Annotated in this window: 10 protein-coding genes; 3 read left to right on the top strand and 7 right to left on the bottom strand. The window is 44.3% G+C overall.

Going from position 1 to position 16,373, the window contains the following annotated elements:
- The first annotated feature begins 409 nt into the window (after positions 1-409).
- The 3 genes from IX95_RS16940 to IX95_RS16930 all read left to right on the top strand — a co-directional run bounded on the left by IX95_RS16940 (position 410) and on the right by IX95_RS16930 (position 5,945).
- Positions 410-2,710, top strand: coding sequence for an Ig-like domain-containing protein (locus tag IX95_RS16940; protein ID WP_171354576.1), 2,301 nt, complete (start codon positions 410-412; stop codon positions 2,708-2,710).
- 3 nt (positions 2,711-2,713) lie between these two features.
- Entirely contained in the window at positions 2,714-3,910 is a 1,197-nt protein-coding gene (locus tag IX95_RS16935; protein ID WP_038162213.1) for an outer membrane protein transport protein, read from the top strand.
- Positions 3,911-4,169: 259 nt separating this feature from the next.
- The gene (locus IX95_RS16930; RefSeq protein ID WP_019276676.1) at positions 4,170-5,945 is read left to right on the top strand and encodes a tetratricopeptide repeat-containing diguanylate cyclase; all 1,776 of its coding nucleotides are present in this window, start codon (positions 4,170-4,172) and stop codon (positions 5,943-5,945) included.
- A 13-nt stretch (positions 5,946-5,958) separates the two neighbouring features.
- Here IX95_RS16930 and IX95_RS26970 read toward each other — a convergent pair whose 3' ends face one another.
- From IX95_RS26970 to IX95_RS16900, 7 genes are all read right to left on the bottom strand, one after another.
- Positions 5,959-6,345 carry a glycine betaine ABC transporter substrate-binding protein gene (locus IX95_RS26970; protein ID WP_253819511.1) on the bottom strand — a complete coding sequence of 129 codons (387 nt, stop codon included), beginning with the start codon at positions 6,343-6,345 and terminating at the stop codon, positions 5,959-5,961.
- Positions 6,311-6,895 (bottom strand): glycine betaine ABC transporter substrate-binding protein, encoded by a 585-nt coding sequence (locus IX95_RS26965; protein WP_253819512.1) that lies wholly within the window; start codon positions 6,893-6,895, stop codon positions 6,311-6,313. Before IX95_RS26965 ends, IX95_RS26970 begins: the two co-directional genes overlap by 35 nt.
- A gap of 83 nt (positions 6,896-6,978) precedes the next feature.
- Entirely contained in the window at positions 6,979-8,649 is a 1,671-nt protein-coding gene (locus IX95_RS16920; protein ID WP_038162211.1) for a pyridoxal phosphate-dependent decarboxylase family protein, read from the bottom strand.
- Between the two features lie 27 nt (positions 8,650-8,676).
- The gene (locus IX95_RS16915) at positions 8,677-10,572 is read right to left on the bottom strand and encodes a methyl-accepting chemotaxis protein (RefSeq protein WP_038162209.1); all 1,896 of its coding nucleotides are present in this window, start codon (positions 10,570-10,572) and stop codon (positions 8,677-8,679) included.
- 329 nt (positions 10,573-10,901) lie between these two features.
- Entirely contained in the window at positions 10,902-12,422 is a 1,521-nt protein-coding gene (locus tag IX95_RS16910) for a M28 family metallopeptidase (RefSeq protein ID WP_038162207.1), read from the bottom strand.
- Between the two features lie 163 nt (positions 12,423-12,585).
- On the bottom strand, positions 12,586-14,028 hold the full coding sequence (locus tag IX95_RS16905; protein WP_038162204.1) for a serine protease: 1,443 nt from the start codon (positions 14,026-14,028) through the stop codon (positions 12,586-12,588).
- A 178-nt stretch (positions 14,029-14,206) separates the two neighbouring features.
- A complete protein-coding gene (locus IX95_RS16900; RefSeq protein WP_038162201.1) occupies positions 14,207-16,090 on the bottom strand; it encodes a methyl-accepting chemotaxis protein in 1,884 nt (627 codons plus the stop codon).
- Positions 16,091-16,373: the final 283 nt, after the last annotated feature.

Genomic DNA, 16,373 nt, shown 5'->3' with positions numbered 1-16,373 from the left:
CTACTAAAGAAAGGACTCCCAGTTTATTAGAATAAGAAATTCTTCAGATTTAGATTGAAGTGCCAATTCATCTAATAAGATGCTAGTTTTTAGCATCTTATTCTAAATATTGTGCAAAACTTTTAACAAAAGTTATGTAAGCAACATAACATTTAACTACTTTCCTCTTACCAAAATAGTATTCTGTGAAGTTAATCACTCTGTTGCACAAGTAATGTGCTCCATGCCCCATTTTGGTCCAATCGCCTCAAAACACCCAAAATATTAACATATTGATAACAATGGTTAAGTTTATAAAAAATATGGATTTTTAGTTTTTTCTTAGCTTTTTTTAAGCTTAATCATTTGTGAGAGAGGCACATGCGCATTGATATACCGCTACCCCCACAACTGTATAGGCACCTCTATTATGAGAAAGCTCAATATACTAGCTGTATCACTATCTGCCGCATTTATACTCGCTGGCTGCGATGGTGAAGAAAGCACAACAGAAAACATTGCAGTAGAAGTTCCATTTACATCAAACAGCATACCAATGCCAAATGATGGCTATGGATATGATGAAGATGGTTCCATTTCCTTACCCGATGAACCTTCCTCTATTCAAAGTTATTCGACCAATGAAGAGTACGAAGCCTACTACCAAAGTTTTGAAACCAGCTTTGCTGCGGTTGACGGTTGGGGACTTTGTGTTGAACCAATAGAGATTCCACTGAATAGCGTGAACTCAGGTCAAGTACCAGCAATAGATTCGTCCTCATTAGAGGGTAACGTACTGCTACTGGATAGTTCGGGAAATGAAATTGACGGTACCAAACTGACAAGTGATGGACGTCAGTTGACTATCCAGTGTGGTGCAGCACTGCAGCCTGACACTCCCTATTACCTTGCGGTAACGAATGGAGTAAAAACCACTCAAGGCACACCATTACAACCTTCCAGCGGATTCACTCGACTGCTTAATACAGATCCAAGTGAACTGGATGAACATGAGCAATGGCTGCAAACTACAACTCAAGAGGCTGTCGATATTTACAACACAACAGGCAACCAGCACAGCCTCGTTTATGCCTCGAAATTTACAACTCAAAATAGTTATTCTGTTATCGATAACGTCATTGAACAAACGCTTGCAGATAACCCTGAAATCCTCTGGGATGAAGTGACATATAAAAAGAAAGGGATCTCCAGTGATGACCAAGAACGCCACGTCATAGTCAGCGCACATTTGAAATCAAACAACTATCTGCCGCTTACTCAAGAGAATGCCACTGAAGAAAAGTGCAAACTAGATATTTATGATCCTGTCGCGAGTTGCCCTTCCATGTATAAATGGATGACAGGCACTCATGGCGAACACTTAACATCAGAATATTTCACAAACACAGTGGCGACAGAAAAGATTACTTTGCAAAATGACGAATCAACATTGATACCTGTTGATTTTTACTTGCCATATATTAAGGGACAAACTGATACTCTAGCGACAGCAATCCAATACATTAGAGACACATCGAATAAAGCCGTTATATTCATTCACGGTATAACGGGAAGTAAAGATGATGCTTCATTGGTGGCTAAAAAATACGTAACTGGCGGCAAGAACTTTGTATTTGCTGCCATCGATATGCCTTACCATGGTGCGAGAATCGTATGTGACAGCTCAAATTATAGTGATGAAACAACATTAAAGTACTGCGATAGTGGTAAACCAATCAGTGCTCGTGCGGATAAATCATATTTTATTAATATTACCTCTCCATTGGCTCTTCGTTCCAATATTCACCAATCAATTAGTGACTTTATTGGTCTACGAGCATCATTGAACTTTGGAGATTCTCAAGCTGATAGAGAAACTCACCTTATAGGTGTATCCCTGGGTGGCATCATGTCGGTTATGACTACAGAAGCTACATACGGCCAGTATGGTTACCCGATAAGAGAGTTAAAATTAACCACCTCCAACTACGCTGTGCCAGGTCAAGGGTTAGTAAACCTGACTATGTCTTCGCTGACCCTTGGTGACGAGATGGAAGAGTCGATCAAAAAGTCTTCTGATGTTCAGCGCGCCATCGCTGAAACCTTAATACCGAATTTGTGTACGAGTGAAACAAGCAACGAAGAGTGTATTACCCAACTTAATAGTCATAGCGATCAGCTCCAAGACAGCATCGAGATGCTTGAAGACGAAATCTATGCTGCTCTTATCCCGGTATTGAAACAAGGTGTACAGCAAACCATTGATGGTTCTGACCCTGCGACCAAAATCTCACGTCAGCTCAACGCACATCAACCAACATTGCTGCTAGAAGCTGTTGGTGATTGTGGTAGCGAATGTGAAATTGGCGAATACATGCCAGACACTGTTGTCCCGAACAATGCCGATAACAATGTCATGACGGGAACTGATCCGTTAGTTTCAGCCCTAGCTCTTAACCCAATAATGGAGACTACCAACGCTTCCACGAAAACCGAAATCCGGGGCGTGATCAAAGCCACTGTCGGTGGCCATGGTACTTTCCTATTCCCATATGAAGGTCCAATGGATGAGAGCGGTTTGCCGTCTACGACAAACCTTGGTGACGTAGAAAAGTCGAGAATGACACAGCAAGATGCTGTTCTAGAGATGATTGAAACAAAAGGGACAAAAATCACAATAGAATCAGACGACTACGAAAACATTTTAGATGAAAACGATGAGGTAAATTAATCCATGAAAAAGCTCGTAATCTACACATTACCTCTCGTTGCTCTGCAAAGCCACGCCGCGGGCTTCCAACTTAATGCGCAATCTGCAACTGGCTTGGGCCGCGCATACGCGGGTGATGCAATCATTGCTGATAATGCCTCAGTTGTAGCGAAAAATGCTGCTGCTATGAGTTTAATCGACAAGCCGATGATCTCTGTTGGTGCAGTGAATATTGCCAGCCAGGTAGACTTCAGCAATATTCGTTACACGCCGCCTAGTTCTACGACACAGGAAATTGGTGATACTGGGTTGGATAACAACACCTTCATTCCTAATGCTCACGTGGTTTACCCATTAGAGGGGACAGACTGGACACTAGGCGCGACGGTTCACTCAAACTTTGGTACCGACGTTGAGTTTGAAGATAGCTTTGAAGCTCCGATCTTTGGTGGAAAAACTTACCTTAGCAGCATCAATGCTGGCTTTTCAGCAGCCTACCAGTTGAATGAAGCATGGTCACTTGGTGGTGGCATCGATATTATTTACGGCGAAGGCGAGATATCTCGAACACCTAACAGCGCTAACCCTCTGCGAATTGATGCAGACGGCATAGGGCTTGGTTTCAATCTAGGTGTCGCCTATGTGGTCGATGAAAACAATCGATTTGGTTTGTCATACCGATACAGCCCTGAGCTAACAGCCGAAGGCGATGTCTACGCTTGGGAACAAGGTAAGACTGATAGTGTTGATATTCCCCTTCCGGATATCATTGAGTTCTCCGGCTACCACAAACTCAATGCTAAGTGGGCCGCGCATTACAGCCTACAATACGTTGCTTGGTCTGAGTTTGATAAGCTGACTTCGGAAAACTACAGTGCATCGATTAAAGACTATGAGTGGAAGAATGCAGGTCATGTTTCTGTTGGTGTAACACACTATCTAAACAAAGATATTGAGTTACGAGCAGGTTATATGTACGACCTTTCACCTGTCGACCAAATCAGTTCACTGTCTATTCCTGACACAGACCGACACTGGTTTACATTCGGTGGTTCATATGCAGCAACGGATCAGCTAACGCTAGATCTGTCTGTCGGTTACTTAACAGGTGAACAGGCTGCAATCAATGAATCTCAAACTGTTGTTGATGAGTACAATATCGAAGCAACGGTCAACACGAGTGCTTGGTTAGTCGGTGCTCAGTTGAACTACGCCTTCTAATCTGAGAAGCAAAATTAAATGTTTAAAGCCAGCGCAATAAGCTGGCTTTTTCTTTCCTGCGGTTAGGCAGGCTATTTATATAATGATAAACTTAAGCATGAGCTATCGTTATCTTTTGACTCGGTGAATAATGCCCCCATTCTTTGTGCTAATTGTCGCAATTTTTATTTCCACTCTCCCCCTGCCCGCTATGTCGGCGTGCAATATCCAGACAGATAGCGATTATCTCTACTCACATACGAACGCCAAGCAAAAGGCAATGCTAACCTTTTACTACGACTCACTTTGTAAACCAGGCCAAGTCGACCTTTCACATATTGAATTGCCGCCAAACGCGTCTGCGTCTGAACAGGCACTTTATTACTTTGGCCTCAAAAATCTTCGTAAATATGAAGGATTACGAACGCCTCGCATACCCGATTTACTTTCACTCGGCGACGACAGTCGTATTGAATGGGTCAGTGCAGAAGCAACACTCAACAAAGCTATTCACTTAATCGAGTCTGATCTACTTTTGGAAGGGGAATTCTTACTGCATGAAGTCGTCCCGATTGCGAGAGACATTGGTTATAAGCGGCTATTGGGTCGAACCTATCGTTGGTTAGGTAACGTTAAGATTCAGCGTTCGAATCTTAAGTCCAGTCTCAGTTACTACAAAACCGCTTATGAGGTGATGACAGAGATTGGAGACAACTTTCAGACCACAATGACGCTCAATAATATTGCCACTGTCTACATGCAGTCTGAAGAATGGAAACGTGCCAATAAATACATCAAACGTGCATTGGACCTTTATCAAAAACACGGTTATGACAATAGCCTGTTTGAAGCCATCATGTACTCAAATGCTAGCGCTATCTATTTTGCGTTGGGCAAAGAGGAACGCTCAGAACAATACATGTTGAAAGCTCTCAAGGAGGCCGACAAAACTGGGTCAAACAAGATTAAGTTTTCAACATTATCAAATATGTCACAGCGTTACAGTGACGTTGGAAACTCACAAGAAGCTTTAAAACTCGCCAGACAATGTATTGAAGAAAGCCAGGCTCTCGATACCAAGTCAAACATCACCTTAGCCACATGTTATGAAGCCTATGCCGAGGCCAGTTTTGTCGCTCGTGACTATCAAAAGAGTATCGACTACGCCAAACGAGTCATCGAAGTACTGCATACCTCAGAAAGCAACGAAGTGGTTTGGGAAATTCAAACTCTGGATACATTGGTCAAAGCTTATGAGGCGCAAGGTGATTATCAACAAGCTTTAGCTTACATGAAACAACAATCACAGGTACGTCAAAACTTCTATCGGCAGACATACGACGACGAGATTCTGAGTGAGAAAAATGCTCTGGAAAGGCAATTAAATAAACGGGAAATAGAGTTGCTTGAGGCTCAAAATGAATTGCAGCAAACCAAGCTGCGGTCTCAACGTACCCGTGAGATTCTATTTATTACTCTGTTTTTTGCATTAGCATACCTTGTCATTCGGCGCCTGTGGAAGATGAAGCGAATTACTAAAGAGCTAGAGAGTCAAAACACCACGGATCCACTCACTGGTTTAGCTAATCGTCGCTATATCGAAAACTGGTTGTCACAGTCTGATAATGTGCAACAACATAAGTCTTATGCTCTGAGTGTGATCGACATTGATCACTTCAAGCAATTCAACGACACTCACGGCCATGATGTGGGTGATACTGTACTCAAAGCAACAGCGAATCAGCTAAAGAATAATACTCGTAGCCATGACATTATCGCTCGCTGGGGCGGTGAAGAGTTTGTCATGATCATTCCTATCGATAACGTACATACAGTTGAAGAAACCTTAGAAAGGCTTAGAAAGAGCGTTGAAAATCATAAGATTCATATCGATGAAGATAGCCTTGCTGTAACCATTTCAGTCGGAACTCAGTTGTGCCATTACCAAGATATTGAAACGGATTGGGATCGCGTTTTTAGAAAAGCAGATAAAGCCCTATACCAAGCGAAACAGAGTGGGCGAAACAAGTGTATTACGTTCCATTATCAAGATTGACGTAGAGAAGTGTTTATTGGCAATTAACCGACATCAATAGCTGTTCAACATACTCTGAGTTACGTTCTATCCAAATCTTCGCAGCCCCTTTAACATCAAAATGTTCGACATCGACTAATGTAGCCGCCAACGCGATATCTCTGTTATTAAGTTGGAAGCGTTGAACTACGTCATAAGCGCATTGAGAACGGTTTTTAAGCTGATTGGAAATCGCTATCTTCAGCCAACCACCCGATGGATTACCACAATCCCACAAATATTTAGGATTTGATCCCCAAGAAGGATCTTTTTCACACTCATGTGTATAGGTAGGGAACTCAATAAAGCTTCCCGAATACACAGACTCAACCCAGTTGGGCGTCCAATTAAAGATAAGTAGAGGTTTTTTTGTCTCTAACATATTGATGGATTTTCTGATTAATCGCTTGCCCGGTTGGTAGAACAACGACTTTAAAGTTGAGGCCAAATGCACGTATCCTCGCGTTATCTGGCTTCTCCCAAGGTCCGGTATAAAAGGTCCATAATTGGTCACCATTTTCGGCAAAAACCGATGAGCACGACTCCAAAGCCTTCCAATCAGGTAGCCCAGGGCACAAAGATTCAACATAGTCTGGATACCACCATTCCTCTCGGGTCTTTGCTTGATGGGTTGTTCCCTCTTCAATCAAAGATTTGTCCAGCAATTCTTGGTATTGTGGCCCCATTGACCCTTCCCAAACCTCTACCTGAATATCCGCTTTCCCTGTACTCAAGTACATCCATTGTGGCGTTGAAGGAATGGTGATGACTTCAGTATCGACGTGCTTTGACTGTAATATCTCTGCCAACACGTGTGTGAGGACACGCTGACTTGACCAGTCAAGCTCAAGCAGCCGGACGATTTCAGCACCAACACTAGATGAAAAACAGTAGGTTAAGCCGCAGAAAATCGATACAGCGTTTATCTTCATAGCAACAGACGAACAAATCTTCATATATAAAGATTAGTTCATCCGTTACCACGTAATGATTAAAACAGCTGTTCTATGGGTCCTTATACGAATAAGCGGCAATACTCATCAATTTGCTTTCGAGATGTATATGGATTGAGAAACACTGCCTTCTCACCCGGCAAGGCTATACAGTGTCCTTGAAAGTCGTAATCTGTATGAGCGATAGATTCGACCCAGTTTGTATTCAGCCCTTGCCCTTGCCGCTTAAGAAAATGATTGCGATGAAACAAAGTATTTTGAATCAACTCATCAACTGCGGCATCACTGTTCTTAATTGCGAGCTCACGTTCAAAGGCATGGAGAACGGAAGGCGTATGCTTTGGGTATAACCTCAGCGCAACCGCCGGGCCATGGTTACCTGCACATACCACCTTACAACCGGGTAATTGGCCCAGCTTCATTCGCAAATAGTTCGCATTCTGTAGGCCATGAGCTAATACTACTTGATAGCCTTCCTTGCCGAGAAATTGCATCGCGGAATAAGCAGAAAAAACACCTGCGGCCCCTCGCGAGCACTCGATTGTCGATTGCAGGTGAGTCTTTTGTTTGAGTTGAGATTCAAAGTAAGAGAAGTAGCTCGGTTCCTGCCGGAGAGCTTCAAAATCCTGCTTATCTCGTACCATCAATAAGCTCGAGGTATAAGGTGCGTAGCCCCACTTTTGAAAGTCGACGGCAAAAGAATCTGCTTCTTTCAGACCAGCCATCATTTTCTTTAAGTAACGCAAACTGGTCAGCGTGGCACTATTGATCGACAAAGGATTCACTTGGATATCGTAGTCAAGGAAAAACAACAAACTCCAGCCTACAGCCGCATCCACATGGATATGAGGAGAGCGAACGATTTCATGCTTTCGGCACAGACGTTCTGACAGTTGGCGAACTTGCTGAATATCATCAATCGCAAAGGTATCAGTGGTGCCGCAAGTGAGCATAATCGTCGGCACCACAGTTCCCTGCTTAAAGCATGTCTCTAGTTGCCGTTCCAAATCATCGAGACAAATTTGGTTATCTCGATTGATACGAACCCGAATGACCTGCCTATCAAGATCAATACCTAGTAAAGACAGATTGGTCATATTCGAGTAATGCCCAGACTCTGAATTGAGCATACAAAATCGGCGACCTGCCACCCCTTCAGACTTGGACTTTGGGAACGTTTTGCGTAAACCAAACAAGTAGCCATAAAGATTGCAAAACGTGCCGCCTTGCGTAAACAGACCTCCAGCAGTTTGAGGATCATAACCAGCTAAATGAGCAATCTGGCGGACCACCATTTTCTCCAGTTCCACGGCCATACCCGCATATTCGCTATAAACCAAATTGGGGTTTTTCATCGTTGCCAGCATCGCTCCATGGATCGCCGGATCACATGGTGTTGAAATGACATTCTCAACCGATCTTGGATCCTGCCAGTCTTTACAATGATGGGCTGCAAATAACGCTAGTGGATCAAACGCATCATTAGGAGCATTCATTCGGTCAGGAATATCTTCACGTTCGCGAAGTGCTTTTTCCAGCTGACGATAATCTTCAGTAGAAAATGGAGAGTTTCTACTTGCAAGCATGCTCACTTCTGGGGAAGCAAACAGAGGCCATAACCGTTTATCACGACTAAAAAAACGGCGGATCACCTCATTATATTTCTCTACATAACAAGGTGATAACGCGTTCGCTTTTAAGCCATCTTTCTCGAGTGTTGCTGCATGATTCATACATCACCTCCTGGTGGCTTAAAAGTGTCATCGTAATTTAAAGTTGGCGACTAACCTTTCTAGTTCATGGTTGGATTCACTCAACGATTCTGTTGCTGAAACAGTCTGCTGGCCGCTGCTTACTAGCGATTCCACAATCTCTCTGATCGAGAGCATGTTGCGGCTTAACTCTTCTGCTACCGTACTTTGCTCTTCGGTTGCTGCCGAGATCTGTGTGCTGACATCATCAATCTCTTTGACTGAAACTGTCATCATGCCAAGGCTTTCAGATACCTCTGACGTTTTCTCAGCAGTAGACTGACACTGATCTTTGGTTGCTTCCATTGCGCGAACCACACTCTCGGTACCATCAAGTAGCTGACTGAGCATATCGGAGATTTCCGTTGTACTGTTTTGCGTTCTTGCAGCCAGTGCCCTAACCTCATCCGCTACTACGGCAAAGCCTCGGCCTTGTTCACCAGCACGCGCTGCTTCTATCGCCGCATTAAGCGCCAGCAAGTTAGTTTGCTCCGAGATTTCACCAATTACGGTTAACACTTCGCTAATACGATTCGCATCCTGTTTCATGCTGACAATACGGTTTGCCATGTCATCCACTTCCGTCACCAACGCACTCACCGTCGATACTGCGTTATTCACGATATCCAGTGACGATTGTGCCTCTCCACTGGCGGCTTCGGTGATTCGATTGGATTGATGAACATTTTCGGCTACCGTTCGCGCACTTTCACTCATCTCAGTAATTGCTGTGACGACTTGTTCCGTTTCACTGGAGTGCGTAAGCAACTTGGATTCATTCTCTTTCGCGGTTTGACCTAACTGAACCAGACTAGAAGAGATGCTTTCACTGGCATTTGAAATTTGTAACATCATCTGCTGAAGGTTTTCTACAAACTGATTAAAACCCTGGCTGATCTGCCCGAGATCATCATTACTGTTCACTTCAAGGCGCTGGGTTAAATCACCATTCCCCTGAGACAGATCCAATACAGCAGACTTTAGGCCAAGCAAAGGTTTGTAGGCATAATGAAGAATGACAAAGATAGCGCCAAAACTGACAAGGAACAGCAAAAAGCCCGTAATGATTGATTCTTGCTCGGCTTTGTCAACGTGCGCTAACGCTGTGGCTTGGTCGACGAATACCATCAGAGTCCAGTACATGTTGTCTGTCAGATTTACTCTCTGGAAATAACCATCAAACTGAATACCAAGGTAAGGAAAAGTCAGATGACCATTTTGCTGACTGCTGAACATCCGCTCCATCTCAATAAAGTTCGGGCTCACTTGAGAAGGTGTCCGACCGATATCATTAGGATCATCACTGGCAAAAAATACTGCGTTCTGATCAGTCAGCGTTGCCGCCCCACCAGCAAAGCGCATGTTGCTAACCGTACTGATGATTTCACCTAACTGGATATCCCCAAGCAATACACCAACAACCTGACCGCCTTGTTTAACGGGCATGGTCGCACTGACCACTTTTTCTCCAGTAACTTTGTCTTGATAAATATCCGTCAATGCCACTGAGGAAGCTACTTTTGCCGCTTTGTACCAATCACGAGTTCTGAAGTCGAATTGATTGCTACTCTCGACAGACATGTAGTTCCGTCCATCTTCATAGGTCATGATGACATTGGAAATCCCTGTGCTTTTGGCAAGTAGATTGACCAGTTTCTGATTATCAGCATCAGACAAGCTAGGGTCGAATTGCTCTGCACCAGTCGCAATTGCATTGATACGAAACTGCATCAATTGTTCGAGTTCAGTCACATGGAAACTCAGTTTGTTTTGAGTCTCATTTACCAAAGACGTGACCATTTTTTCTTTCATAGATAGGATGTTAAGCGTGCCAAGAACAATCAAAGAGATCGTCACCAACAAGCCAACACCGAGATAGATACGCGTTTTAAAACCTATATTCATTACGCCTCCTCACTACATGAACGAGCGATAAAAAGAACGTAAGGATGAATTCCGGTCTGCATTTTAATTTGTATATTGGTTGCCGAATCATCAGCAAATCGTGAGCTTGTGCCCATCATCAAACCGTCTATACACCCAGCCAACACAATTACCTTAGCTTGATATCACAAATATATGCAACCATTATTATATAAATTTATTATCTTTAAAAAGGAAGAAGCGACGAGAAAATCGGGGAAGTCTATATTCTTTTGCGCTTTAATTCAGCGGCTTAAGCAATATGAACGCTAGGTAAGATGGCCCCATAAAGGGCCATCAATTATCTGCTCTTAGCGTGTAGAGGCTTCAAGCGTGACGCCATTAAACGAAGAGTATCCGTTTAACAAAACATGGTAAGTACCCGGTGTGGCATTACTGAATGTACAAGTTTCGCTATTTCCATAACGGTATGGCCGGCAGTCCCAATTCTGTTTACTGGCTTCCGAACCAAACTTAACGTAAAGATCCACATCACCAGAGCCACCGGAGGTCTTAATATCAAGTGTTTTAGAAGAAGTCAGTTCGAAACTGTACGCGACCTCGCTGCCAGTTTCTCCCGATAAGCCAGTCACTGGCACACCATCCTGAAGGACGTTATCAGTAGGAGGAGGCGTTGTTCCACCAGATGCATTGCCCATCTCCACTGCGTAAGCAAGACCAAGCTTAGTAAATTTGGTTGCATGAGCACCGGTGGGATCCGAATTCTCTAAGGTGTCCTGTGAAGTGTGAATCTTAGGGTTGTAGTCATTAAACTTTGACTCAAAAGGCATCGCAGCAGAATACCCAGCATTGTGCCAAGAAGCGTGGTCTGAACACGCATAGCCACAACGATCATAGCCATAACTCAACGCTGGCAGATATTCGTCAAGCAAGTTAGCTAAGAACTGAGTCAAGCTGCTGTCAGTGTAATCGGTAATGAAGACGATATCTTGAGCAGAACCTTGATAGTTGGTCATATCCAACTGAAGGGCAGACACGACATTTTTACCCTGAGATTTGTAGGAGTTGGCGATATCCTGAGAGCCACGCAGCCCTACTTCTTCTGCTGCGTAAGCCATAAAGGCCATCGAGCGTTTAGGCTTGAAATTGTTCTCAGCCAGAACACGAATTATCTCCGTCACACTTGCGATGCCCGACGCATCATCGTCAGCACCGGGGGCAATTGTGTGTTCATCCGTTCGTGAGCCAATAGTGGAATCTAGATGACCACCAATTACAACCCATTCATCAGGGCTTTCTGAGCCCTGAATCGTCAAGCTCACAGATTTCTGGTTGTAACCTGAGTGAGAGAACTGCTCAACACTGGCATTAGACACCCCTGAAATCAAGGAACGCCACTCGCTGGCAATCCAATCAGACGCTTGCGCACCAGAGGTGGTAGTGTAAAAACGGTTGTTGAAGCTCGTCAGCGAAGTGATTGTGCCAGTGATCTGCGCCGAGTCCACTTGCGGCAGCCATGCATTAACGGTTGTTTGTTGAGAAATATCAGGGATTGCAAAAGTATTGAGGGCCAGTGGCATCGCGCTTGCCGCCATTGCACTCTGAGCCGAAGGGTGAACCATGTAGCCCCCACAACGATGATGCTCTTCATGCATGTTGTGAGACAATTCTGCTAGTTCCGTTTCATCAACCTGCCCAACCCAAACACTCCCACTGCTAGCCAGTGAATTTGGCAGCACAGCTTGTGCCCCTGATTTCGCCACTGTTTTGGATGCATCAGCACCGATAGATATCCATACTTTGTCTTCTGCGTGTGCATTCATGAAAGCCGTGGAAAGCGCCATAGCCAAAAGCGTTTTAGTGTAGTTCATTATCTCCTCCATGGAGTTTTATAAAATCACCAAAACTTAGGATATTTATTTACATTTTGAGAATTATTCGTTTTACATCAAGTCGTAACAATAAGTTGTCACTTTTATATCAATACAGAAAATGGTTAATAAGGGCACCGAAGTGCCCTAGGCTTGACTCAGACTATTTTGCCGTTACGGACAAGGTTACGCCTGAAAAATTGCTGTACGCATTGAGCATGATGTAAAGATCTTCACTCGCATTCACTGCATCACATGACTCCGTATTACCAGAGCGATATGGTCTGCAGTCGTAGGCACTCCTAGTTGGTTGAAGTCCTGAACGAACATAAAGATCAGCATCGCCCGATCCAGATGCAATAGACACAGTGACGTCAGAAGCACGTTTATCTGAGCGAAGGACATACATTTTCTGCTCACCTTTCGCTAAAGCAAGACCAGTCAACGGCGTATCTAGGCTCAGCTCAGTGATATCACTTCCTGGTTGTTCAACCATGCCATCGGGTAGAGTGTTGTTAAAATGGCTCGCCACTTTTGGCCAGATTTTACTGATTTTCACCCCTTGGTTTTCACAGCCACCAAAGTGATGCAACGCAATCGCTTTGTTACTGCTGGTTTTGAGCACTGGTGAACCTGAAGAGCCACCAATAGTGTCACAGAAGTAACCTGTATCGGTGTTCACTCCTCGGCCATTGGCCGAAGCAACATCGATTTGACACAGTCCGGAGCCATTTTGGTCGCTTTCAATCGCGAGCTCTTTCGGGTTACCCGAGCCGTGTTGCGGAATATAGATCCCATCTCCATAAGTCGGCTCGGAAGCATCCAGACCTAAGTAACCAAACGAGGCGATCTTGGCGAAATCATCAACGGTAAACAGCGTGTAGTCCAGCTCATAGTCTGTACTGAGCATTTGATCACCCATCACTTTGACGGTCGTCGACATCGAACCATTGCAGGCCGAGCGCTGATAGTTAAACCAGACTTCGGTATTTTTAAGTTCCGTTTCACTCTCAACACAGTGGTTGTTGGTAAACATACGGTTATCCGGACCTACGCGCCATGCGGTACATAAACTACGGCCGTTAATCAATAACCTTGCGACTGGCGTTGTCCAAGCGACTTTCTCTGGGTGTGAATCTTCCCAACACGCCACATCTTTTCTCTCATTTACCCCACAGGTGGAAAGTGTCGACATCTCTTGCTCTGCCGTATCTTTACCTGCCATGTAGTAATCGAGCTCAAACTGTCCTTGCTGACCTTTAGAATTCGCTATCAGTTCAATAACAAGTGCATCGCCTGAGATAGATTGTGCAAACCAATCTAGCTGGCTGTCAGTGTACTCAACCATCTCATCCGTAGTAGCGGATTTAACACGTAAAACCGCCCCTTTTGGTAGTGAAAGCTGTTTGAAGTGCAACTTAATGAACGCAGCCCCTTCATGCTCCACTATCTGGCTCAAGTGCTGACCTGAAACACCGGTCAATTCTGCATCTGACATAGTGAATTTCACTTCATCAGCAATGACAGGCAACACTGTATCTGCCATCGCGACTGGAGTGATAAAACATGCAATAGCCAACCCAACGTTGCATAAATTTGTCTTCATTGTTTTTTCCTTTTTTGTTTATTTGTGTTGTCCCAAAAACAAACATATGCGGAAAAAACAAATAAGCAATCAATTGCATATTTGTTTTTGAGTAAAGAAAATTGAACAGGTCGTTTTATTAGGGTGAATAAAAAGGCACTCAAAGAGTGCCTTAATCAAGATATAATTTATTGAAATATCAGAGCTTAAATGTCGAAACCTTGGCCATTAATTCGCCAGAAAGTCCCTTCACTGTGCCCGCTTCCTGCGAGCTTTCCTGAGCACTATGAACTAACTGATCAGCGACATCTTTGATTGAAGTAATATTCTGCGTAATCTCATTCGTTACATGGGTTTGCTCTTCAGCCGCTGTCGCGATTTGTGTCGCCATGTCACTAATGGTTTGAACGGCAGTATTAATCTCTTCCAATGCCACACTCGCCTTGTCCGCATCTTCCACAGAATGCGTCGCCAAAGCGGAACTGTTTTCCATCAACTTAACGGCATTACCTGTAGTAACTTGCAGCGTATCGATCGTCGCTTTTATTTCTTCAGTTGAATCATGAGTACGCTGAGACAGCACTCGAACTTCATCAGCGACAACCGCGAAACCTCGCCCTTGTTCACCTGCACGCGCGGCCTCAATCGCAGCATTCAGTGCCAGTAAGTTGGTTTGCTCAGCAATACCCTGAATCGTCGCCAGAACGGTTGAAATATCCTGAGAATGGCGGTTTAACTCTCCAACAACATTGCTTGCTTCTTGCAGCTCGTTGGCGAGACGGTTAATGGAGTTTTTGTTCTCCAGAACAACAGCACGTCCATTCTCAGTATTTTTCGCTGAGCCTTGTGCAGAGTGAGCGGTTTGTTCTGCATGAGAAGCAATCTCGGCAGTTGCGGAAGCCATCTCTGTAACAGCCGTCGCCACCATAGTGATTTCCTGCTGCTGGTGGTTGATCTCATCCACATTTCGATTAGCACGTTGATTACTGACTTCTGATTGCTGAGACAACTGCTGGGATTGCTCGCGAATATGGGCGATGAGTTGACGCATGCTGCCAACAAATGTGTTGAAGTTATTGGCAAGCTGACCCACTTCATCATTGCTGTCCACTTCAAGTCTCTGAGTAAGATCACCACTACCGTGCGCTATTTGTTCCAGTGCGTTTGATACATTCGTTAGCGGACGGAACAAAATGCCACACAACATGTTAAACAAGAAAGTGCAGACAATGACCACCAAGATAGTCACTGCGATTTGTCCCCAGACTGCACTGTACAAAGGAGCCACTAACGACTCGCGATTAAGCACAGTAATTGTAATCAGTGGCGTTCCTTGAATCGACGCTGCGTAAACGACGCTTAACTCGCCATTAACGTCGGTATAGACATCACTGCCCGAGCTCATCGCCTGCTGGATAACACCGAAGTCTAAACCGAGCTGTTGCACAGGTTGGTTTAGCAGTTTGGTATCTTTATGAGTAAATACATTACCTTGCTGATTGGCAATAAACATGTAGCCTTCACCTGGAAGAATTACTTTGTCCAGCCCTGAGATAATATCGGTAATTTCTACATCTGCGCCCAACACAACGTTTTCGCCACCTAGGCTGACCACGCTACCTAAAGAGACCACATTTGCACCTGTCGCTGCCGCTACAGTTGGGTTATCCATAAAGACTTTTGACGGGTTCTTCATCGCATTGATGTACCAACCCCACTTACGCGGGTCATCATTACCTGGCGGTAAGACGACGCCATTAGCGTTCTCCTGAGAGCCGTCGGGGTAAGCAAGAAATACATTGTCCAAACCTGCTGAATTCTTCACCTGTTCGAGGTTACTGACAATCGAACTCATATTGGCATCAGGCACGATTGACGTCAGCGCCCTTTCTTTGGATTCGATCCAGTCTGATACGTATTGATTGTAAGATGCCGTTGAGCTCTCAAGCCGCTGAGTCACTTCAATATCCAGACGTTGTAAAGACGCTCGAAAAGAGAGCAGCTCCACCAGCAAACCACCAACGATGATGGCAACACTGGCTGACAACGCCAGTTTGTTCTTTAAAGACAAGTTTTTAAACATAGGACAACCTTGTTTGATCATTTTTATCGTCATGCAGTACTAAGCTGTAGTTGCTAGCCTACACAATTGCAAAGATAACTCACCCGCTTTGTGCGCCCCACTTCAAGAGCAATTCTTTGTATGGTTATCACGGATTTATTTCACACTTTAAAATAAAACAATCATATGAACTATTTTTATTGCTAAACCTCAACTTAATGCTTAGGTATGAATCTGAGTAAATATTGGCAATCAAATTTATTTGAAGTGACTCGAAGGGAAAATCAGCGGCCAGCAGCGCATT

The organism is Vibrio sp. B183 (genome assembly GCF_000740665.1).
Lineage (GTDB): Bacteria > Pseudomonadota > Gammaproteobacteria > Enterobacterales > Vibrionaceae > Vibrio > Vibrio coralliilyticus.
This window is presented reverse-complemented; position numbering and strand designations above follow the sequence as displayed.